Source organism: Citrobacter sp. A316, assembly GCF_002042945.1.
In the GTDB taxonomy this organism is placed as follows: Bacteria; Pseudomonadota; Gammaproteobacteria; order Enterobacterales; family Enterobacteriaceae; genus Citrobacter; species Citrobacter portucalensis.
Genome location: NZ_MVFZ01000011.1, coordinates 1 through 22,565 on the forward strand (window position 1 = coordinate 1; position 22,565 = coordinate 22,565).

A 22,565-nucleotide genomic window follows, 5' to 3' on the forward strand; every position below is an offset into this window, starting at 1 on the left:
TATACTTCTCATCATTTATTACATAAGACATAAGTATTAAGATCAACGTTATAATAACCAGCATTATGCCAAGGCTCATATTAATGACATCTAGATTATCTGTTAAAAACTTTTTCATATATTAAGACACCTGCTGCTTCATTAAATGAATCTGGGTCATATCGTTTAAATTCTGGATTATCAAGATCGTCATTCACTAATCCACCAAACCTATCACCTAGTTTCTCACCCACTTTTTCCGAATATTTACTTCCTGCAATACTTGAAGCAATGCCACTTACCAGACATACACTTGCGCCAATACCTCCAGCTTCTGATGTAATCAATCCCAGAACCCATGTACAAGCGGCTCTCCCCATAATTCCCCCGGCAGCTCCGCCAGCAAAACTTGCTGTTTGTTTGAGGCCGAATTTACTGTACTCCGTTATCGCTGCCTTTCTACATTCGCTTTCACGTCCTTTTGCGCAAGCCTCATAAACGTTAGTGGTATAACTCGCAAAATCAAGACCAACACCTATATAGCCTGTTGTTCTCATTATTTTTATCAGTTTCGCTGATGTTTCTATATAGCTTGCATACCCCTCAATATCTTTTACTCCTGTTTGATCCCACTTATGCATAATCGATTTGGTTGATAAACCTAATACCTGCTTTATATCTTCATATTGTTTTAAATTTAGCTGTTCTTTTGAGAATTTATTCAAAATACCGTCTAATTTTTTAAATAGCCGTTCTCCTTGACCAAAAAACTCCTCTCCAGAAATACGACAAGAATTACCACTATATGTTTTCTTATAAAGCTCCTGTATTTCATTGAGTGTTTTATTTATTTCTTCATAATACCCCCCACCGGCATCCTTTATATAACCCAGGATATCCCCGCTTTGTCCTAAAGCATCGCTGTATAATTGTGAAGAAAAAATATCTACGGAAGCTCTGTTTTCGTGTAACACTCGGGCTTCTGGCAGTGTTAATGGTGCAAGCGCTTTATCAATTCTATCACGCGCTTTTTGCAATGTTTCAATCTGTTGCTGATCTTGCATTTCAGGATCAACTACAAGCAGAATTGAACCCGGTTGTTTTTTTATATCTGGATTGAGCTTGTGGTATAACTCACGTGTACCATCCGGAGGATTAATAAAAAACCTGGATTCGAAAGATGACGGTGTGGCCTCATAGGGCAGTACACAAAATCCCGCATCTACAGGTTCGCGGGGCGGTTTATCCTCTTCAACCGGACATGAAGGCCCTGGTACTACGGTAAGAGGTTTTAGTGTGGGTGCAATATAACCTGGTGCGCCATACTCAATCTTTCGAGTAGGCCTGGTTTTTCTCCCCTGTTCTCTGTCGAGAGTTTCCTGATAAGCTCTCCTTACGCTCTCTTCGAAGATGCTGTCGAATACATCGGGCATAAATGGTTCATAAACTAACTCTCCGTCCTCATCAAAATAAAAAGGATTTCTGTCCCAGGACCAATGCTCACCACAATCAATCGCTATTATCCAGCCCACGTATAATTTGTGTTGTATCTCATCATAAATGGGATTAGATCTACCATTGGTGGGGCTTTCATACGCAACGGAAGAATATTGGTTTACATTCCATTTCCTCTGTGGTAGACCAACTATAGCTGAGCGCTGATTTTTATTATCAAGTTCATAATATACCCTTGCTAGCCTAAGACCTTCTTTAGGTGACACTATTTTTTCAAAGTCCTCTAATCTGGCACTTTGGCTAAAATCCCGAGTGTTATACAAAGTAAACAAGTTCCCCTCCTTAGTTTAATAATTTCCGTTATTATCATTTTATCTCATTTATTCATCTCATTAATTCATTCACAAAACCCAGTTTTTTAAGCCTGTTTTTATTAAAGCATGATAACTGGGTTACTTGTTTGTACTTTTGCTATCATAAATAATAAAAAACCCGAATTTAATTTGTATAAATTCGGGTTAGAAATAAAACTATGCGATTGTATTTATAATACAGATAAATTAAAGAAAATTTTCCTTATTGATAATCAGATTGGTCTCTCCATGTCCATCATTTGTTACAGGCCCGTGCAAGCAAATCGCCGCCGGGCGAGAGATTATTTAAGCAAAGTTCCCCAGTTTTCTACCCAGGGATTGGATTCACTTTCCGGTTCAGGATGCTCGCTGGCATCAATCAGCAGCATTTCCCCTACCCGGTGGGCGCTTTGTTCCTGCAACAAAGCATCGAACTGTTTGCCGCCATTGCAGAAATTAACGTAGCTACTGTCGCCCAGCGCAATAACACCGTAATGCAGATTTGGCTGGAAACCGAGATTATCTTTAATCCCTTGAAACAGCGGCACGATGCTGTCCGGCAGATCGCCCTGCCCGGTCGTTGAGGTCACTACCAGCACATATTTATCCTGATATGCCTGCCAGTCGCTAAGCTCCGGATCTTCGAACACCGTAGCTTTATGACCCTGCGCCGTCAAAATAGCTTCGGCCTCTTCGGCAACCAGCAGCGCGTTTCCGTACATCGTGCCGACAAAAATTCCAATTTCCGCCATAACCGTAATCTCCTGGGACTTAAGAATCTATCTGCTCATCCTGACCTGACAGCCCGCTGAACTCAACCCTTTCATTCTCAGGGAGAAGTCCACGCCAGCTAAACTGTGATAGCGCCTGCATCCAGACGTCATCCAGCCCGGCGCGAATAACCAGCGGTTCGCCGGTGAAAGGATGGGTCAGCGCAAGCTGGCTGGCATGCAGCATCAATCGCTGACAACCAAAATGCTCTGCGGCGCTGCGATTTTGCCGCAAATCACCATGCTTACTGTCGCCGATAATCGGATGGCGCAAGTGCGCCAGATGGCGTCTGAGCTGGTGCTTGCGACCGGTTTTAGGGTCCAGCTCCACCAGCCCGTAACGGGTAGTTGGATAACGCCCGGTCGCTACCGGCATTTCTACCGTTGCCAGGCCACGATAATGGGTGACAGCAGGCTGCGGGCCTTTATCATCGCGGGCAAACTTATCGGCAATCTTATCCAGCTCTTCGACCAGCGGGTAATCCAGCACGGCATCATCCATCAGCCAGCCACGCACAATCGCATGATAGCGTTTCTGAATTTGATGATGTTCAAACTGCTGGGACAACAAACGTCCGGCTTCGCTGGACAGTCCCATCAGCAGCACGCCGGAGGTTGGCCTGTCGAGTCGATGGGCGGTAAATACGTGCTGACCAATTTGGTCGCGCACCGTTTGCATCACCACCACTTTCTCATCCCGGTCGAGCCAACTGCGGTGAACCAACCAGCCCGAAGGTTTATTGACGGCGACCAGCCATTCGTCCTGATAAAGAATTTCCAGCATCAGGCGTTATCACTTGTAAACAGCGCATCCAGCTCCTGCAACGCCGCCAGGAGAATGTCGCGTTGCGGGTGATCGGCTGCCAGCGCCATTTCATAATACGGAGCGACGGCAAATGCCTGCGGAAGCGGCTGCGCGTTATCAATCAACGTATGCATGCGGGGAATCAACACCCACTGCAGCCACTCGACGGGCTCCATGGTATCCATACAAAAAGGCTGCGTACTGGTAAACAGATGCTCTGCTGGCTCATCCATCCGCCAGTGATGATGTTCACGCAGTAGCGCTTCAAGTGCGTGCAACTGCTGGCGCACACGGTCATGAGTCGTCATGAAATTAACCTCAATGATGAAAAAATCTGGCGCGAAGAATAGCACTAGTGGAGGGAAATAAAAAAAGGGAGCACTGTAAAAACAGTGCTCCCGGTTCGTTTCGCAGCATTCCAGCTACTTTTAGTGCTCCCTGCTCATCCGTGACAACTTTTCCTGTGGTCTTGCGACCGTGTTCATCCTGAACTTTTGCATCCTGCTCACATCACCCCGATGTGAAAACTTCATCCTGAAGTATCCTGGCCATCCAGACCCGCCGAACATCCTGACCGGCTCTCATTCTCCATCCTGGAGGTGTCCTTTAACGCATCCAGCGTCTTCCTCTTTGCTTCGTCCTGAAGCCTGTCCTTGCAACACCGTCCTGGTGTGTCCTGGCGAAGAGCCATCATCCTGATGTTCTCTTCGTTGTGCGACTCCTTGTCGACAGATATAGAATCGCCTGTTTCGCTTTGTCTTACAAGATGCTTACAGGCTTACTCTTACGATTATTTTCGTATGAAAGTTGACAATAAAACACTAACCAGTTGAATAATAATAAATTATTATTTTATCAATTCATTAAGTCTTTACTTATCACCTGGCAATGTCCTACAGGGCTTGTAAGAGATCTCTCACAAGATTCAGGGCAAACTGGATTACAGAACTGGCTTAAGTTGAGTGAGGAATTCCGCAAGTGAGGCCGCCAGCACCGTTCGTTTACGGGTGCCCAGCGTTTCTTTGCACACTTCACCGGACAGATTGCACACCGAAATGACGTCAAGCTCATTATCTTGTGTGGCAATAAAAAGCGTAGGCGAAAGCTTAAGTCGCTTTTGCGTAACCAGATGACCAATCAGGTTTTCCTGAACGCGCCTGAAGTCATCTTCACTCCAGGTTTGCAGCAGCGTCAGCTTTTCATCCGCAAACTGCGCGTGCATATCGCCAGCAAACTGGGTGGTGTAAAAAGCGTGAACAGCGGGTTGTACCACAATATCAAAGGCCCGTTCAACCGCATTGAGGTTATTTTCGCCGACAAAAGGTTGAGGCTGCCAAAATACGGCATCGTCTGTGGAAGAAATGATGCACGGAGAAGGTACGCCATAAGGCTCTTCGCTGAGCGGCCAACTGTTGTTTTTTTCATGCCATGCGTCGCAATAACGCGTCGTAAAGGCTTTCAACGCCTGCGCTGTCAATTCGTCCACTGATTTCTCTCTTTACAAAAGCCAGGATACACTTGTCGCATAGTGTATCTGGTTTATGACGGTGAAACATGTCCTCTTATGAAAATCATCAGGCGCTTAACTGCCTGACTCTCGGTAAATCAACGGATTACCGAGACAATTACGATGCAAGTCTGTTGCAGGGCGTTCCGCGCAGCCTGAATCGCGACCCGCTGGATTTAAAGGCCGATAACCTGCCTTTTCACGGTGCGGATATCTGGACGCTGTATGAACTGTCGTGGCTGAATGCCAACGGCTTACCGCAGGTCGCGGTCGGTCACGTGGAACTGGATTACACCAGCGTAAATCTGATTGAATCAAAAAGCTTTAAGCTTTACCTGAACAGTTTTAACCAGACGCGTTTTGATTCCTGGGATGCGGTACGCCAGACACTGGAAAACGATCTTCGCGCCTGCGCTCAGGGCGATGTCAGCGTAGCGCTGTACCGCCTTGACGAACTGGAAGGGCAGCCGATAGCTCACTTTAATGGGACCTGTATCGACAATCAGGATATCGTCATCGACAACTACCAGTTCAGCACTGCGTATCTGGAAAATGCCGTGAGCGGTGAAAAGGCAGTGGAAGAGACACTGGTCAGCCATCTACTGAAATCCAACTGTCTGATTACTCATCAGCCCGACTGGGGCTCCATACAAATTCAGTATCGCGGACGGAAAATCGACAGGGAGAAGCTGCTGCGTTATCTGGTCTCCTTCCGCCACCATAATGAATTTCACGAGCAGTGCGTGGAGCGCATTTTCAATGACATTCTGCGTTTCTGTCAGCCGGAGAAACTGAGCGTCTACGCACGCTACACGCGACGTGGTGGTCTGGACATTAACCCATGGCGCACCAACACCGATTTCACTCCGGCAACGGGTCGCCTGGTACGTCAGTAATCTTTTTTCTCAATTTTGCGTGCCGGATTCCGCGCGCAAGGTTGTGAAAGGTCATAAGCCAGGGCTATTGTAATCAATAGGGAATGACGTGTTGCGTCCCATAAGGAGTTTACTTGATTACACATATTAGCCCGCTTGGCTCAATGGACATGTTGTCGCAGCTGGAAGTCGATATGCTTAAACGCACGGCCAGCAGCGACCTGTATCAACTGTTTCGTAACTGTTCGCTTGCCGTTCTGAACTCCGGCAGTTTGACCGACAACAGCAAAGAACTGCTGTCACGCTTTGAAAGTTTCGATATTAACGTACTGCGCCGCGAACGGGGCGTGAAGCTGGAACTGATCAACCCACCTGAAGATGCGTTTGTTGACGGACGCATTATCCGTGCGCTACAGGCTAACCTGTTTGCCGTGCTGCGCGACATTCTGTTCGTCAATGGCCAGATTCATAACGCTGGTCGTTTTCAGCATCTGGCTCTCGAAAGCTCGGTGCATATTACCAACCTCGTATTCTCAATTCTGCGAAATGCCCGGGCGCTACATGTCGGTGAAGCACCGAACATGGTTGTCTGCTGGGGCGGTCACTCAATTAACGAAAATGAGTACCTGTATGCCCGTCGCGTCGGCACTCAACTGGGCCTGCGTGAGCTGAACATCTGCACCGGCTGCGGCCCAGGAGCCATGGAAGCGCCAATGAAAGGCGCTGCGGTCGGCCACGCCCAGCAGCGATACAAAGACAGCCGCTTTATTGGCATGACCGAACCGTCAATCATCGCCGCTGAACCGCCTAACCCGCTGGTCAACGAACTGATCATCATGCCGGACATTGAAAAACGTCTGGAAGCGTTCGTGCGTATTGCCCACGGTATTATCATCTTCCCGGGCGGCGTGGGGACAGCAGAAGAACTGCTGTATCTGCTCGGGATTCTGATGAATCCGGCAAACAAAGATCAAGTGCTGCCGCTGATCCTGACCGGACCAAAAGAGAGTGCGGATTACTTCCGCGTGCTGGACGAATTTATCGTGCACACGCTGGGGGAAGATGCGCGTCGCCACTATCGCATTATCATTGACGATGCGGCAGAAGTGGCGCGTCTGATGAAAAAAGCGATGCCGCTGGTGAAAGAAAACCGTCGCGACACAGGAGATGCTTACAGCTTTAACTGGTCGATTCGTATCGCGCCCGATCTGCAGATGCCGTTCGAACCGTCCCATGAAAACATGGCCAACCTGAAGCTGTACCCGGATCAACCCGTTGAAGTATTGGCGGCCGATTTACGTCGTGCATTCTCCGGTATTGTGGCAGGTAACGTGAAAGAAGTTGGCATCCGCGCTATTGAAGAGTTTGGCCCGTACAAAATCCACGGTGATCGTGAAATGATGCGCCGCATGGACGATCTCCTGCAGGGCTTTGTTGCACAACATCGTATGAAGTTACCAGGCTCTGCGTATATCCCTTGCTACGAGATCTGCGCCTAACCTCCAACAGCCGCCAGCAAATGCTATTGCGGTGACAGTTTTGTCCATATCAAAGCCGGGTTTGGCGCATTTGCCTCCCGGCTTTTTTTAGTGATACCAGTCACATAGCTCTGACAATCATATAAATACCAGTGATGATTCATTAAAAACAGCGCGCCACGCAAACGATTACCTTGAGAAACCAACCGTGATTTATCTTAGTAAATTATTATTAGTCGCCGAAATCATCTAAAAACAACAGTTTTTACAGCTGAACACGCCTATCTTCGCGCCTTCGCTTTCATGAGATATGTCGTTAATGTTAGCCTTCGCGCCCGTAAATTCGCTTTGACTATTTTTTAACAGATTAATGGCCCAAATTTATCCACATAAAAGGTGGATTATTGCATTTGGGATCCCGATCACTGATACATTCATTACTAAAATGTATCTTTCCGCCCGAAAATTATTACGGCGAAAAATTATATAAAAATCGCTCAACGAATTTCGATTTACAGTCGGGTACTTTCTCATTGGATTGACCCAAAACCCGACTTTTTAAGCTTCCTCCAGGAGAAATAGATGGAAAACACTCAAACCAGCACTATCGTTACGGGCCAGACCCGCAGCGCATGGCGCAAGACAGACACCATGTGGATGCTGGGCCTTTACGGCACGGCGATTGGGGCGGGTGTATTGTTCCTGCCGATTAACGCAGGCGTAGGCGGTCTGATCCCGCTGATCATCATGGCAATCCTTGCCTTCCCAATGACCTTCTTTGCACACCGCGGTCTGACTCGCTTTGTGCTGTCCGGTAAAAATCCGGGTGAAGACATCACCGAAGTTGTAGAAGAACACTTTGGCGTTGGCGCGGGTAAACTGATTACCCTGCTCTACTTCTTCGCTATCTACCCGATTCTGTTGGTTTACAGCGTAGCAATCACCAACACGGTTGAAAGCTTCCTGACCCACCAGCTGGCGATTACGCCGCCGCCGCGCGCAATCCTGTCTCTGATCCTGATTGTCGGCATGATGACCATCGTGCGCTTCGGTGAGCAGATGATCGTTAAAGCGATGAGCATCCTGGTATTCCCGTTCGTTGCGGCTCTGATGCTGCTGGCGCTGTACCTGATCCCTCAGTGGAGCGGTGCGATTCTGGAAACCCTGTCTTTTGACTCTGCGGCAACCACCGGCAACGGCCTGTTGTTGACCCTGTGGCTGGCAATTCCGGTAATGGTGTTCTCCTTCAACCACTCCCCGATCATCTCCTCCTTCGCCGTGGCGAAGCGTGAAGAGTACGGTGATGAAGCAGAGAAAAAATGCTCCAAGATTCTGGCATTCGCTCACATCATGATGGTACTGACCGTTATGTTCTTCGTCTTCAGCTGCGTATTCAGCCTGACTCCGGCAGACCTGGCAGCAGCGAAAGAGCAGAACATCTCGATTCTGTCTTACCTGGCGAACCACTTTAACGCGCCGATTATTGCCTGGATGGCACCGATCATCGCGATTATCGCTATCACCAAATCCTTCCTGGGCCACTACCTGGGCGCACGTGAAGGCTTCAATGGTATGGTGATTAAGTCTCTGCGCGGCAAAGGCAAATCCATCGAAATCAATAAACTGAACAAAATCACTGCGCTGTTCATGCTGGTAACCACCTGGATTGTGGCGACGCTGAACCCAAGCATCCTCGGCATGATTGAGACCCTGGGTGGCCCAATCATCGCGATGATTCTGTTCCTGATGCCGATGTATGCCATTCAGAAAGTACCGGCAATGCGTAAGTACAGCGGCCATATCAGCAACGTCTTCGTTGTGATTATGGGCCTGATCGCTATCTCCGCTATTTTCTACTCTCTGTTCAGTTAATTCCCCTGCGCCGCTCTTCGGGGCGGCGCATCTCGATACACAATGGACGCCTCATGATTAGCGTATTCGATATTTTCAAAATCGGCATTGGCCCTTCCAGCTCCCACACTGTTGGCCCGATGAAAGCAGGCAAACAATTCACGGATGACCTGATTGCACGCGGAATTCTCACTGACGTAACCCGCGTAGTGGTTGATGTCTATGGCTCTTTGTCTTTGACGGGAAAAGGTCACCATACCGACATCGCGATTATTATGGGCCTGGCGGGTAATCTGCCGGATACCGTAGACATTGATGCCATCCCGTCCTTTATCCAGGATGTGAATACTCATGGGCGTTTGCTGCTGGCAGACGGTCAACATGAGGTCGAGTTCCCGGTCGACAAGTGCATGAATTTCCATGCGGACAATCTGTCCCTCCACGAAAACGGGATGCGAATTACCGCACTGGCGGGCGAAAAAGCCATTTACAGCCAGACTTACTATTCCATTGGCGGTGGGTTCATCGTTGATGAAGAACATTTTGGTTTACCGAACAACTCTCCGGTAAACGTGCCATATCCGTATAAATCCGCAGCTGATTTGCAACGTCATTGCCAGGAAACCGGTCTGTCACTTTCCGGTCTGATGATGCAAAACGAACTGGCGCTGCACAGCAAAGAAGAGCTGGAACAGCACTTTGCTAACGTCTGGGAAGTGATGCGTAGCGGGATTGAGCGCGGTATCACCACCGAAGGCGTATTGCCGGGCAAACTGCGCGTTCCGCGTCGTGCTGCTGCGCTGCGTCGTATGCTGGTCAGCAGCGACAAAACCACCACCGACCCGATGGCGGTTGTTGACTGGATCAACATGTTCGCGCTGGCCGTGAACGAAGAAAACGCAGCCGGTGGACGCGTGGTGACTGCACCAACCAACGGTGCATGCGGGATTGTTCCTGCCGTACTGGCGTATTACGACAAGTTTATCCGTGAAGTGAACGCTAACTCACTGGCGCGCTACATGCTGGTCGCGAGTGCTATTGGTTCGCTATACAAGATGAACGCCTCTATCTCTGGTGCCGAAGTCGGCTGTCAGGGTGAAGTTGGCGTCGCCTGCTCCATGGCAGCGGCTGGTCTGGCGGAACTGCTGGGCGGTAGCCCAATGCAGGTGTGCATCGCGGCAGAAATCGGTATGGAACACAACCTGGGTCTGACCTGCGATCCGGTTGCTGGCCAGGTTCAGGTACCGTGCATTGAGCGTAACGCCATTGCTTCGGTTAAAGCGGTGAACGCTGCACGTATGGCGTTACGCCGTACCAGTGAACCGCGCGTGTGCCTCGATAAAGTTATCGAGACCATGTACGAAACCGGTAAAGACATGAACGCCAAATACCGCGAAACCTCTCGTGGTGGTCTGGCGATGAAGATTGTCACCTGCGATTAATTCTCAGCACATTTTCGTATCTGTAGGCCGGATAAGGCGCTCGCCGCATCCGGCTTTTATTGCCTGATGGCGCTTCACTTATCAGGCCTACGAATAGCGCTATTTCGCATGCTCGCCTCCACTCGTCGTGAATGTTACCCTACAGACTGATTTGTTAGGGAGAACACCGTGGCCGTCCACCTGCTCATTGTTGATGCACTGAATCTCATTCGCCGTATTCACGCCGTACAGGGCTCCCCCTGCGTGGAGACGTGCCAGCACGCGCTCGATCAGCTAATTGTGCACAGTCAGCCCACGCACGCCGTGGCGGTATTTGATGACGAAGCGCGCAACAGCGGCTGGCGTCACCAACGGTTGCCTGACTACAAAGCAGGTCGCCCGCCGATGCCTGACGATTTATACCAAGAAATGCCCGCCTTACGCGCTGCTTTTGAACAGCGCGGTGTCTGCTGCTGGGTCTCCAGCGGGAATGAAGCCGATGATTTAGCCGCCACTCTGGCGGTGAAAGTGAGCCAGGCAGGGCATCAGGCGACTATCGTCTCAACCGATAAGGGCTACTGTCAGCTACTCTCCCCAACGCTGCGTATTCGCGATTATTTCCAGAAACGCTGGCTGGATGCGCCGTTTATCGAGAAAGAGTTCGGCGTACTGCCGCAACAGCTGCCTGATTACTGGGGACTGGCCGGGATCAGCAGTTCTAAAATACCGGGGGTTGCCGGTATTGGTCCTAAAAGCGCCACACAACTGCTGGCGCAGTTTCCAACGCTAGAAGCGCTGTATGAACACCTGGATGACGTACCGGAGAAATGGCGTAAGAAACTCGAAGAACATCGGGAGATGGCGTTTTTGTGCCGCGATATCGCGCGGCTGCAAACGGACTTACATATCGACGGAAACTTACAGCAGCTACGGCTGGCACGGTAGTCTTATTTCCGGATGGCGCTGCGCTTATCCGGCCTACTTATCGTACAACCCTGTAGGCCAGATAAACGCCAGGTGATTACCAGGCGGTATGGTACAGCTCAACGATATCCCCAAGGCTCGCTTCACGCGGATTTCCCCCGGTACAAACATCGTCAAATGCGGCTTGTGCCAGCGCAGGAATATCTTCTTTACGGACGCCCACATCGCGTAAATGCAGTGGGATCCCTACATCGCGATTAAGGGCGAAGACGGCATCCACCGCCGCTTTGCGTGCTTCTGCCAGCGTCAGTCCTTCAACCTTAACCCCCATTACCCGGGCGATATCACGGAATTTTTCCCCGGTGAATTCGGCGTTATAGTGCATCACGTGCGGCAGTAAAATGGCATTCGCGACGCCGTGCGGCGTGTTGTAGAACGCGCCTAACGGGTGTGCCATGCCATGCACTAATCCCAGACCTACGTTGGAGAAACCCATCCCGGCAACGTACTGGCCCAGGGCCATCGCTTCACCCGCCTGGCTGTCGCCCGCAACAGAACCGCGTAATGACCCGGCAATAATTTCAATGGCTTTAATGTGCAGCGCATCGGTAAGCGCCCACGCCGCCCGAGTGATGTAACCTTCAATGGCATGAGTCAGTGCATCTACGCCAGTAGCCGCTTTTAATGCAGCAGGCATGCCGTCCATCATGTCTGCATCGATGAACGCCACCTGTGGGATATCATGTGGATCGACACAAACAAACTTACGCCGATTCTCTTCGTCAGTGATCACGTAGTTAATGGTCACTTCCGCCGCTGTTCCCGCGGTGGTTGGGATAGCCATAACCGGCACGCTCGGGAAGCGTGTCGGCGATAACCCTTCAAGGCTGCGTACATCCGCAAACTCCGGGTTATTGTTGATAATGCCAATCGCTTTACAGGTATCCTGCGGGGAGCCTCCGCCAATGGCTATCAGATAGTCTGCGCCACTTTGCTGAAAGACACTCAATCCTTCCTGCACTACCGCAATGGTTGGATTAGGAATAACGCCTGAATAGATTTCCCATGCCAGACCTGCAGCATCCATTCGGGAAGTCACCTTCTCAACAACGCCGCACTGCACCAGATTTTTATCGGTCACAATCAACGCCTTGCGATACCCGCGACGAATAACTTCATCGGTTAATGCGCCAACAGCTCCCCGACCAAACCATGCCGTTTCGTTCAGAATCATTCTGTTCGCCATCGTTTTATCTCCTATTCTTCAATACGCAATCCATATGTTTTGAATTTTTCCAGCACAATAGCGATAGCCTCATCGTCCAGTACCGGAACCGGATCGGTAATCGCCAGCGTGCTGAGATAAAGCTGCGCCAGCACTTCCACTTCATGCGCTAACCACAGGGCTTTTTCCAGATTTTCTTCGCAAGCGATCAGCCCATGATGCTGCAACAGCGTTGCTTTTCGGTTTTTCAGCGCGACTGCAACGTGCTCGGAAAGCTCACGCGTGCCAAACGTCGCATATGGCGCACAGGGAATTGAGTTACCGCCAGCCGCCGCAATCATGTAATGGATTGCCGGGATTGGCCGATTGAGAATAGAAACAGCAGTACAATGCACGGCATGATTATGAACCACCGCCTGAGCATCGGGACGCGTCTGATAAGCGGCCATATGGAACCGCCACTCGCTGGAAGGTAATTTCCCTTCTTCGTGCTGCCCCTCAGCATTGATGTACACAATGTGGGATTCGGTGAGTTTGTCATAGGGAATACCCGTCGGGGTAATTAACATCCCGTCCTGGTAACGCACACTTACATTACCCGCAGTCCCCTGATTCAACCCCAGACGGGTCATTTCCAGGCAGGTATTGATAATCTGCCGTGCCAGCGTATTTCGTTCCATTACTTACCTCTCTCAGTGAGTCAAAATGCGACAACAGAACATTGCTAATACCTCGACGCTCTGTTGATTTAAGCGGGTATTTGCTAACTATCATCATGCTGAATAAAGAGAAGGGAATTTTTAGCACTGGATTTTGTGATGTTCATCAACTAATAACGCTGAATAAAAACATGCAGGCATAATATTGCAATTGCAAAATGTCCGTTCTTAATAAAACCATTGTAAAACGGTCATTTGCGAATAAATTGTTACCATTGCCCGTTTTCCACTTAACTAATTAATTCGGGCATTATCTCTGTGGCTTTTTAATTTATTTTTCTCAAACGGTCATTATTTTAAAGAAATTAAAGTGATGATAATCACATAAACCCACGCCCTGAGCACAAATGTGACCACCATCATATTAATGGCCGGTTTTTATTTGAAAATGAATTCATGAGTTCATTCATGAAGGCCAATTTTATCTGGCAGATTACTGGAACTCACCTGGATTAGCAGGTTGGTAAAAATCACCAATCGTACTCTTAAGCTGTTGAACATGCTTATGAACTGATGAGGATGCTATGGGAAACACATCAATACAAGCACAAAGTTTTCATGCGGTAGAGCGGGGGCAGACAAAAAATTATGTCATTCCCTTCGCGTTACTCTGTTCACTGTTTTTTCTTTGGGCCGTTGCCAATAATCTTAATGACATTTTATTACCACAATTTCAGCAAGCTTTTACATTAACAAACTTTCAGGCTGGTCTGATTCAATCTGCTTTTTATTTTGGTTATTTCGTCATTCCAATCCCAGCTGGGATCCTGATGAAAAAACTAAGTTATAAAGCAGGCATTATTACCGGATTATTCTTATATGCTATCGGTGCAGCATTATTCTGGCCAGCGGCTGAGGTAATGAATTACACCTTATTCCTGATTGGCCTGTTTATTATTGCGGCGGGCTTAGGTTGTCTGGAAACGGCTGCCAACCCTTTTGTAACCGTACTGGGCCCGGAAAGCGGTGGTCACTTCCGATTAAATCTCGCGCAAACTTTTAACTCATTCGGTGCCATTATTGCGGTTGTTTTTGGGCAAAGTCTTATTTTGTCTAATGTGCCACATCAATCTCAAGAAGTACTCGATAAGATGGCGCCAGAACAGCTAAGCGCCTACAAGCACAGCCTGGTGTTATCGGTTCAAACCCCTTATATGATCATCGTCGCGGTCGTTTTGCTGGTCGCCCTGCTGATCATGTTTACCAAGTTTCCGACCCTGCAAAGTGACGACCACAGTGACAACGCTCAGAGTTCATTCTCCGCGTCCCTTTCCCGCCTGGTGCGCATTCGCCACTGGCGTTGGGCGGTACTGGCGCAGTTCTGCTACGTCGGTGCACAAACTGCCTGCTGGAGCTACCTGATTCGCTACGCAATCGAAGAGATCCCAGGCATGACGCCAGGTTTCGCCGCCAACTACCTGACCGGCACCATGGTGTGCTTCTTTATCGGTCGTTTCTCCGGCACCTGGCTTATCAGTCGCTTTGCGCCACATAAAGTACTGGCCGCATATGCCCTGCTTGCCATGATCCTGTGCCTGATTTCCGCCTTCACCGGTGGTCAGATCGGCCTGCTGGCCCTGACGTTGTGCAGTGCATTTATGTCGATTCAGTACCCAACCATTTTTTCTCTGGGGATCAAAAATCTGGGACAAGACACCAAATACGGCTCGTCTTTTATCGTCATGACCATCATTGGCGGCGGCATTGTGACCCCGGTGATGGGCTTTGTCAGCGATGCCGCTGGCAATATCCCGACAGCTGAACTGGTCCCGGCGCTTTGCTTCGCCATCATCTTTATTTTTGCCCGCTTCCGTTCACAAACGGCAGCCAACTGAATATTTATCCGAATAACGTGAGGAATCTGTGATGAAAAAAATCAGCTTACCAAAAATTGGTATTCGCCCGGTTATTGACGGACGTCGTATGGGTGTACGTGAGTCGCTCGAAGAGCAAACCATGAATATGGCTAAAGCTACCGCAGCGCTTATCACTGAAAAACTTCGTCATGCCTGCGGCGCACAAATCGAATGTGTGATTGCCGATACCTGTATCGCCGGCATGGCGGAATCCGCGGCCTGTGAAGAAAAATTCAGCAGCCAGAACGTTGGCGTGACGATTACCGTTACCCCATGTTGGTGCTACGGCAGTGAAACCATCGACATGGATCCGATGCGCCCGAAAGCGATCTGGGGCTTCAACGGCACGGAACGTCCGGGGGCGGTTTACCTGGCCGCCGCGCTGGCAGCTCACAGCCAAAAAGGACTTCCTGCCTTCTCCATCTATGGTCATGACGTACAGGATGCAGACGACACATCTATCCCTGCCGATGTTGAAGAGAAACTGCTGCGCTTTGCCCGTGCAGGCTTAGCGGTCGCCAGTATGAAAGGTAAAAGCTACCTGTCTGTCGGCGGTGTATCAATGGGCATCGCCGGTTCTATCGTCGACCATAACTTCTTTGAATCCTGGCTGGGTATGAAGGTGCAGGCAGTTGATATGACCGAGCTGCGTCGTCGCATTGACCAGAAAATCTATGATGAAACCGAGCTGGAAATGGCGCTGGCGTGGGCGGACAAAAACTTCCGCTACGGCGAAGATCAGAACGCGCAGCAATATAAGCGTAACGCAGAACAAAGCCGCGCAGTGCTGAAAGAAAGCCTGCTGATGGCCATGTGCATTCGCGACATGATGCAGGGTAACAAAAAGCTGGCAGACAAAGGTCTGGTCGAAGAATCCCTGGGCTATAACGCGATCGCCGCAGGCTTCCAGGGCCAGCGTCACTGGACCGATCAATACCCAAATGGCGATACCGCCGAAGCGTTGCTCAACAGCTCCTTTGACTGGAATGGCGTTCGTGAACCGTTCGTTGTCGCGACCGAAAACGACAGCCTGAACGGCGTGGCGATGCTGTTCGGCCATCAACTCACCGGCACGGCTCAGGTCTTTGCCGATGTGCGCACCTACTGGTCGCCAGAGGCGGTTGAACGCGTCACGGGGAAACCACTGACCGGCCTTGCTGAGCACGGCATCATTCACCTGATTAACTCCGGTTCTGCGGCACTGGACGGTTCCTGCAAACAGCGCGACAGCGAAGGTAAACCGACCATGAAACCGCACTGGGAAATCTCGCAGAAAGAGGCGGATGAATGCCTGGCGGCAACCGAATGGTGCCCGGCTATTCACGAATACTTCCGCGGGGGCGGTTACTCATCTCGCTTCCTGACTGAAGGCGGTGTGCCGTTCACCATGAGCCGTATCAACATCATCAAAGGGTTGGGACCGGTGCTGCAAATCGCGGAAGGCTGGAGCGTGGAATTGCCGAAAGATATGCACGACCAGCTTGATGCACGTACCAACTCCACATGGCCGACCACCTGGTTTGCCCCGCGTTTAACCGGTAAAGGCCCGTTCAGCGATGTCTATTCCGTCATGGCTAACTGGGGCGCTAACCACGGGGTGCTGACGATTGGTCACGTAGGTGCGGACTTCATCACTCTGGCCGCCATGCTGCGTATCCCGGTGTGCATGCACAACGTGGAAGACGAGAAAATTTATCGTCCTTCCTCCTGGGCCGCCCACGGTATGGATACGGAAGGTCAGGATTACCGCGCTTGCCAGAACTACGGTCCGCTGTATAAGCGTTAAACATCGAGCGATTGCCTGATGGCGGCGCGGCCTACGAAGCACACGGTTTTGTAGGCCGGATAAGGCGAAGCCGCCATCCGGCAACAGGTAATCTCCCAGGAGCAATTATGAAACAAGAGGTTATTCTGGTTCTCGACTGTGGCGCGACCAACGTTCGGGCCATTGCCGTTGACCGACAGGGAAAGATTGTCGCCCGCGCAGCGACCCCGAATGCCAGTGACATCGCCGCAGAAAACAGTGCCTGGCACCAATGGTCGCTGGAGGCCATTCTGCAACGCTTTGCCGACTGCTGTCAGCGGCTTTCCTCACAACTGGCCACCTGCCAAATTCGCGGGATCGCCGTCACCACCTTCGGCGTGGACGGCGCATTAGTAGATAAGAACGGCAAACAACTGTATCCGGTGATCAGCTGGAAATGCCCACGTACCGCAGCGGTAATGGAGAATATCCATCACTACATGTCACCGCAGCAACTGCAGGAAATCTCCGGCGTTGGCGCGTTTAGCTTCAATACGCTGTACAAACTGGTGTGGCTGAAAGAGAACCACCCGCAATTACTGGAACAGGCGCACGCCTGGCTGTTTATCTCGTCGCTTATCAACCAACGTTTAACCGGCGAGTTCACAACTGACATCACCATGGCGGGAACCAGCCAGATGCTGGATATCCAGCAACGTGATTTCAGCCAGGACATTTTGCAGGCAACAGGCATACCGCGTCGCCTGTTTCCGCGCCTGGTTGAAGCAGGCGAACAAATTGGAGTACTGCAACGCGAGGCCGCCAGCCAGCTCGGACTTCCAGAGGGTATTCCGGTCATCTCTGCCGGACACGACACACAATTTGCGCTATTTGGCGCAGGAGCCCAACAGGATGAACCGGTACTCTCTTCCGGCACATGGGAAATTCTGATGGTGCGCAGTGCGCAGGTAAATACCTCCCTGCTCAGCCATTATGCGGGCTCCACCTGTGAGCTGGATAGCCAGCCAGGGCTTAACAATCCCGGTATGCAGTGGCTGGCTTCCGGCGTGCTTGAATGGGTTCGTAAGCTTTTATGGACCGCCGACACGCCCTGGCAAACGTTGATTGATGAAGCTCGGGATATTCCCGCTGGTGCCGAAGGGGTGAAGATGCACTGCGACCTGCTGGCCTGTCAGAATGCGGGCTGGCAAGGGGTTACCCTCAATACGACTCGTGGGCACTTTTATCGCGCCGCGCTGGAAGGACTGACAGAACAGCTGCAGCGGAATCTGCAAACGCTGGAAAAAATCGGCCATTTCCAGGCCACTGAACTGCTATTAGTTGGCGGGGGCAGCCGCAACATCTTGTGGAACCAAATCAAAGCAAACGTGCTCGGGATCCCTGTCAAAGTGCTGGATGATGCCGAAACCACCGTGGCGGGTGCGGCAATGTTTGCCTGGTCAGGCATCGGGGAATTTACCTCCCCGCAGCAGGCACGCGAACAGGTGCGCTATCAGTACCGTTACTTCTATCCGCAAACCGAATCCGAACTCACAGGAGTCGAGTAACATGCTTAAAACGATATCTCCCTTAATTTCCCCCGACTTACTTAAAGTGCTGGCCGAAATGGGACACGGCGATGAGATTATCTTTTCCGATGCCCACTTCCCGGCCAACAGCATGGGACCGCAGGTAATCCGCGCTGACGGTCTGCTGGTCAGCGATCTGCTGCGGGCGCTTATTCCGCTATTTGAACTGGACAGCTACGCCCCACCGCTGGTGATGATGGCCGCGGTTGAAGGCGACACTCTCGATCCTGACGTTGAGACTCGCTATCGTCAGGCGCTTTCATTGCAAACCCCATGCCCCGATATCACGCGTATTGACCGCTACGCCTTTTACGAGCGAGCACAAAAGGCGTTTGCGATCGTTATCACAGGAGAGCGGGCAAAGTACGGGAATATTCTTTTAAAAAAAGGGGTAACGCCGTAATCTCTGGTCAGAATGCCCGTCAGGTACGGGCATTCATCATAAGATGAGGATCAGAACATGAAAGCGGCGCGCCAGCAGGCAATCGTAGATCTGCTTACTAACCACAAAAGCCTGACAACCGAAGCCCTGGCTTTGCAGCTTAACGTCAGCAAAGAGACCATCCGCCGCGATCTCAGCGAGTTACAGGCCCAGGGAAAAGTATTACGCAACCACGGTCGGGCCAAAGTTATTCACCGGGAAAATCAGGACAGCGGTGACCCATTTCATATTCGACTCAAAAGCCACTATGCACACAAAGCGGATATCGCCAGGGAAGCGTTGGCATGGATTGAAGAAGGTATGGTGATTGCCTTAGACGCCAGCTCTACCTGCTGGTATCTGGCGCGACAGTTACCGGACATCAACATTCACGTTTTTACCAACAGCCAGCCCATCTGCCAGGAATTGGCTAAACGTGAACACATTCAGCTTATCAGCTCTGGCGGTCGCCTCGAGCGCAAATACGGTTGCTACGTTAATCCCTCGCTTATCTCGCAGCTAAAACCACTCGAGATTGACCTGTTTATTTTTTCCTGCGAAGGGATCGACAGCGACGGCGCGCTCTGGGACTCAAATGCAACCAACGCAGACTTCAAATCCATTCTGCTTAAGCGAGCATCGCAATCTTTATTGCTGATCGATAAAAGTAAATTTAATCGTTCGGGAGAGGCCAGAATTGGGCATCTGGATGATGTGACGCATATTGTTTCAGATACACAGCTGATTGAAGCAATCCAGGCTGAATAGGGCGATTACGCCGCCATCCGGCCTGGATTGTAGCCTTATCGCTCGTCGCGACGACCACCGACGGCAGCCCACAGACGACGCACGTGAACAGTTACTTCTTCACGGTCATGATACAACTGACGCGCCTGAATCTGGGCGTTTACGCCGTGTTCATCAAGCTGAGTCTGAATGTAAGCCAGGTTCTGCGATACCTCTTCGTAGCGTTTTTTCATCGGCAGCTTGAGGTTGAAGATCGTCTCACGACACCAGCCGTTGACCAGCCATTGTGCCATCAGCGCGGCAACCTTCGCCGGCTTCTCCACCATATCGCAGACCATCCACGAAATATTGTTGCGATTCGGACGGTACTTAAATCCGTCTTCGCGCAGCCAGGTGACCTGTCCGGTATCCATCAGGCTTTGCGCCATCGGACCGTTATCCACGGAGTAAACCCACATGTTGCGTTTAACCAGCTGATAGGTCCATCCGCCCGGGCAGGCCCCTAAATCCACCGCATACATTCCGTTCGCCAGACGCTCATCCCATTCATCGGCAGGGATAAACACGTGCAGCGCTTCTTCCAGCTTGAGCGTTGAACGGCTCGGCGCATCGGCTGGAAACTTCAGACGCGGAATCCCCATGTAAAACGGTGAGTTATTGTCAGGCCAGGAATAGCCGGTATAACAACAGCCAGGGGCGATAAAGAAGACGTGAACCACCGGACGCTTTGGCGTTTCATATTTTGCCAGTACGCCCGCTTCGCGCAGCGCTGCACGCAACGGTACGGTAAATTTACGGCAAAATTTAACCAGCTCTTTGCTTTCATTGGTGTCGGCAACTTCTACTCGTAGATCGCCACCCTTTTCCACCACGCCCTGCAACATGCCAACGATCGGCGTAATGCGATCTTCCGGCGGTAAGTATTGCAGCAGCTCGCCCACCACAAACATTTGACGGGCAAAAATCAGCGAACTAAACGGCAACTCTTTCACTAACTTTTCAGCATCATCCTGCTGATAGCATTCGAAGATGACGTAACCCGCATTGTCTTTCACGCGGGCAAAACCGAAGATTTCCCGGCGTCCTGCTTTATCCGTAATCTCTGCGGCGCACTCTTTTTCAAAACCTGGGCGACACAACAATACAACCTTATTCATGGCTAACGCCCTTACGTTTCAATCGAATAGCGCCCACTAACATCAGCGCCCAGCCTACGAGGAAGCTGAAGCCGCCGACAGGGGTAACAAACGCCCACAGGCGTAAATGAGAGAGCGCGAGACAATACAGGCTGCCGCTAAACAGCACTGTACCTAATGCCAGAAACACGCTACTCCAGTAAAACCAAATACTAATGCGCCGTTGCATCGCGACGGCCAGGCCAAAGATAGCCAGCGTATGAAACGCCTGATACTCAAGGCCGGTCTGGATCCACCCCATTTCAACAACACCGAGGGTTTTACTCAGAACATGTGCCCCAAAGGCGCCCAACGCCACAAAGATAAAGCCACTTACGGCGGCAAAAATCAGCATAAAACGGCTGGTCATTTGAATACCCTACGTAAATTATTGTTCATAACGAAAGCGGAATTTTTCTTGTTCCGTGGCCGCTTTCGCCAGAATCCACTGACGGAAGGCGGCTATTTTACCCAGTTCTGCCTGACTGTCATGACAAACCAGATAAAATGCGTTTTTGCTGACCAGAACATCGTTAAACGGACAGACCAGGCGTCCGGCTTCAATTTCGGACTGCGCCATGACGTTGTTAGCCAGTGCGATCCCCTGTCCATGGATTGCAGCCTGTAGCACCATGGCGCTATGGCTGAAGATAGGTCCTTGCTGTACGTTGATATGATTCAGGCCAAGCTGGCGCGTATAGGCTTGCCAGTCTCGTCGTGAAGCATCGTGCAATAAAGTGTGTTTTGCCAGGTCGTCCGGTGTCTTTAGCGGTTTATCACCGGTAAGCAACAGCGGAGAGCAGACCGGCAATAAATATTCTGCGTACAATTTTTCCACGCGCAGACCCGGCCAGTTGCCGCGTCCGTAGAAAATCGCCACATCAACATCATCAGCCAGTTTGTCTTCCTGACGGTCCACCGCCTGGATCCTGACATCGATTCCCGGATAAGCTGAGTTAAAGCTAGAGAGTCTGGGCACCAGCCATTGGATCGCAAAACTGGGCAATAAACTAACGGTAAGCGCACCTTTTGCACTGCGTGCCTGAAGTTTACGCGTCGCATCAGTTAATTGCGAAAAAATCTCTTTAATGTCGAGAAAGTAGCTTTGACCTTCTTCCGTTAACAGCAAAGATCGATTGCGTCGACGAAACAGTTTTAGCCCCAAAAAATCCTCAAGTGACTTGATTTGGTGACTTACTGCGGCCTGCGTCACAAAAAGCTCTTCTGCTGCGCGAGTAAAGCTCAAATGACGCGCTGCAGCATCAAAAACACGCAACGCATTTAAGGGTGGTAATCGTTTTGACATGACTTTTAGGCTTTGATGTTAAATGAATTTAACAATTAGCTAACAGGCTGTAACCTATTAGTTTTTTTTATCTGAGCCATTATAAATTGTCCGTTGAGGTTCTACCAGCAAATACCTATAGTGGCGGCACTTCCTGAAGCCGGAACGAAAAGTTTTATCGGAATGCGTGTTCTGGTGGGCTTTTGGCTTACGGTTGTGATGTTGTGTTGTTGTGTTTGCAATTGGTCTGCGATTCAGACCATGGTAGCAAAGCTACCCTTTTTCACTTCCTGTACATTTACCCTGTCTGTCCATAGTGATTAATGTAGCACCGCCAAATTGCGGTGCTTTTTTTTGTCCACGTTTTGTCGATGGCCGACCGGCTA

At 50.5% G+C, this 22,565-nt stretch carries 20 protein-coding genes; 10 read left to right on the forward strand and 10 right to left on the reverse strand.

The window, feature by feature from the left end; genetic code table 11:
• Window positions 1–95 precede the first annotated feature (95 nt).
• The 5 genes from BZK41_RS27560 to syd all read right to left on the reverse strand — a co-directional run bounded on the left by BZK41_RS27560 (window position 96) and on the right by syd (window position 4,848).
• Window positions 96–1,766, reverse strand: a complete 1,671-nt coding sequence (locus tag BZK41_RS27560; RefSeq protein ID WP_253193764.1) for a hypothetical protein — start codon at window positions 1,764–1,766, stop codon at window positions 96–98.
• A gap of 323 nt (window positions 1,767–2,089) precedes the next feature.
• A complete protein-coding gene (locus tag BZK41_RS14385; RefSeq protein ID WP_008785690.1) occupies window positions 2,090–2,539 on the reverse strand; it encodes a flavodoxin in 450 nt (149 codons plus the stop codon).
• 19 nt (window positions 2,540–2,558) lie between these two features.
• Window positions 2,559–3,341, reverse strand: a complete 783-nt coding sequence (truC, locus tag BZK41_RS14390; RefSeq protein WP_079938582.1) for a tRNA pseudouridine(65) synthase TruC — start codon at window positions 3,339–3,341, stop codon at window positions 2,559–2,561.
• Window positions 3,341–3,670 carry a YqcC family protein gene (locus BZK41_RS14395; RefSeq protein WP_003825670.1) on the reverse strand — a complete coding sequence of 110 codons (330 nt, stop codon included), beginning with the start codon at window positions 3,668–3,670 and terminating at the stop codon, window positions 3,341–3,343. The genes truC and BZK41_RS14395 overlap by 1 nt, the downstream gene beginning before the upstream one ends.
• Before the next feature lie 632 nt (window positions 3,671–4,302).
• Window positions 4,303–4,848 (reverse strand): SecY-interacting protein, encoded by a 546-nt coding sequence (gene syd / locus BZK41_RS14400; protein ID WP_079938583.1) that lies wholly within the window; start codon window positions 4,846–4,848, stop codon window positions 4,303–4,305.
• A 68-nt stretch (window positions 4,849–4,916) separates the two neighbouring features.
• Here syd and queF point away from each other — a divergent pair, with 68 nt between their 5' ends.
• From queF to xni, 5 genes are all read left to right on the forward strand, one after another.
• Complete coding sequence (queF, locus tag BZK41_RS14405; protein WP_079938584.1) at window positions 4,917–5,765, forward strand: NADPH-dependent 7-cyano-7-deazaguanine reductase QueF; 849 nt, start codon at window positions 4,917–4,919, stop codon at window positions 5,763–5,765.
• Between the two features lie 113 nt (window positions 5,766–5,878).
• Complete coding sequence (gene ppnN, locus BZK41_RS14410) at window positions 5,879–7,243, forward strand: nucleotide 5'-monophosphate nucleosidase PpnN (protein ID WP_079938585.1); 1,365 nt, start codon at window positions 5,879–5,881, stop codon at window positions 7,241–7,243.
• 561 nt (window positions 7,244–7,804) lie between these two features.
• Window positions 7,805–9,094, forward strand: coding sequence for an HAAAP family serine/threonine permease (locus BZK41_RS14415; protein WP_079938586.1), 1,290 nt, complete (start codon window positions 7,805–7,807; stop codon window positions 9,092–9,094).
• 53 nt (window positions 9,095–9,147) lie between these two features.
• Window positions 9,148–10,515 (forward strand): L-serine ammonia-lyase, encoded by a 1,368-nt coding sequence (locus BZK41_RS14420; protein WP_003034070.1) that lies wholly within the window; start codon window positions 9,148–9,150, stop codon window positions 10,513–10,515.
• A 168-nt stretch (window positions 10,516–10,683) separates the two neighbouring features.
• Window positions 10,684–11,439 (forward strand): flap endonuclease Xni, encoded by a 756-nt coding sequence (gene xni, locus BZK41_RS14430; protein ID WP_079938587.1) that lies wholly within the window; start codon window positions 10,684–10,686, stop codon window positions 11,437–11,439.
• 76 nt (window positions 11,440–11,515) lie between these two features.
• On the opposite strand, the gene fucO is transcribed toward xni, so the two are convergent.
• Together fucO and fucA are read right to left on the reverse strand one after the other, a co-directional pair.
• Window positions 11,516–12,664, reverse strand: a complete 1,149-nt coding sequence (fucO, locus tag BZK41_RS14435) for a lactaldehyde reductase (RefSeq protein WP_079938588.1) — start codon at window positions 12,662–12,664, stop codon at window positions 11,516–11,518.
• 11 nt (window positions 12,665–12,675) lie between these two features.
• Entirely contained in the window at window positions 12,676–13,323 is a 648-nt protein-coding gene (gene fucA, locus BZK41_RS14440) for an L-fuculose-phosphate aldolase (protein WP_003825656.1), read from the reverse strand.
• Window positions 13,324–13,886: 563 nt separating this feature from the next.
• Between fucA and fucP the strand changes: the two genes are divergently transcribed.
• The 5 genes from fucP to fucR all read left to right on the forward strand — a co-directional run bounded on the left by fucP (window position 13,887) and on the right by fucR (window position 19,740).
• On the forward strand, window positions 13,887–15,197 hold the full coding sequence (gene fucP / locus BZK41_RS14450; RefSeq protein WP_079938589.1) for an L-fucose:H+ symporter permease: 1,311 nt from the start codon (window positions 13,887–13,889) through the stop codon (window positions 15,195–15,197).
• Between the two features lie 31 nt (window positions 15,198–15,228).
• Entirely contained in the window at window positions 15,229–17,004 is a 1,776-nt protein-coding gene (gene fucI / locus BZK41_RS14455) for an L-fucose isomerase (protein ID WP_003825648.1), read from the forward strand.
• Between the two features lie 107 nt (window positions 17,005–17,111).
• A complete protein-coding gene (gene fucK, locus BZK41_RS14460; RefSeq protein ID WP_079938590.1) occupies window positions 17,112–18,530 on the forward strand; it encodes an L-fuculokinase in 1,419 nt (472 codons plus the stop codon).
• A gap of 1 nt (window position 18,531) precedes the next feature.
• On the forward strand, window positions 18,532–18,954 hold the full coding sequence (fucU, locus tag BZK41_RS14465; protein ID WP_008785698.1) for an L-fucose mutarotase: 423 nt from the start codon (window positions 18,532–18,534) through the stop codon (window positions 18,952–18,954).
• Window positions 18,955–19,011: 57 nt separating this feature from the next.
• On the forward strand, window positions 19,012–19,740 hold the full coding sequence (gene fucR, locus BZK41_RS14470; protein ID WP_079938591.1) for an L-fucose operon activator: 729 nt from the start codon (window positions 19,012–19,014) through the stop codon (window positions 19,738–19,740).
• A 35-nt stretch (window positions 19,741–19,775) separates the two neighbouring features.
• Here the strand turns inward: fucR and rlmM are convergent, their stop codons facing one another.
• From rlmM to gcvA, 3 genes are read right to left on the reverse strand one after another with little or no spacing between them, the layout of a single operon-like run.
• Window positions 19,776–20,876: a 23S rRNA (cytidine(2498)-2'-O)-methyltransferase RlmM gene (gene rlmM, locus BZK41_RS14475; RefSeq protein ID WP_063940941.1), complete on the reverse strand. Its 1,101-nt coding sequence runs from the start codon at window positions 20,874–20,876 to the stop codon at window positions 19,776–19,778.
• Window positions 20,869–21,264: a DUF423 domain-containing protein gene (locus BZK41_RS14480; RefSeq protein WP_003034037.1), complete on the reverse strand. Its 396-nt coding sequence runs from the start codon at window positions 21,262–21,264 to the stop codon at window positions 20,869–20,871. The genes rlmM and BZK41_RS14480 overlap by 8 nt, the downstream gene beginning before the upstream one ends.
• Before the next feature lie 18 nt (window positions 21,265–21,282).
• Entirely contained in the window at window positions 21,283–22,200 is a 918-nt protein-coding gene (gcvA, locus tag BZK41_RS14485; RefSeq protein ID WP_003034035.1) for a glycine cleavage system transcriptional regulator GcvA, read from the reverse strand.
• Between the last annotated feature and the right edge of the window lie 365 nt (window positions 22,201–22,565).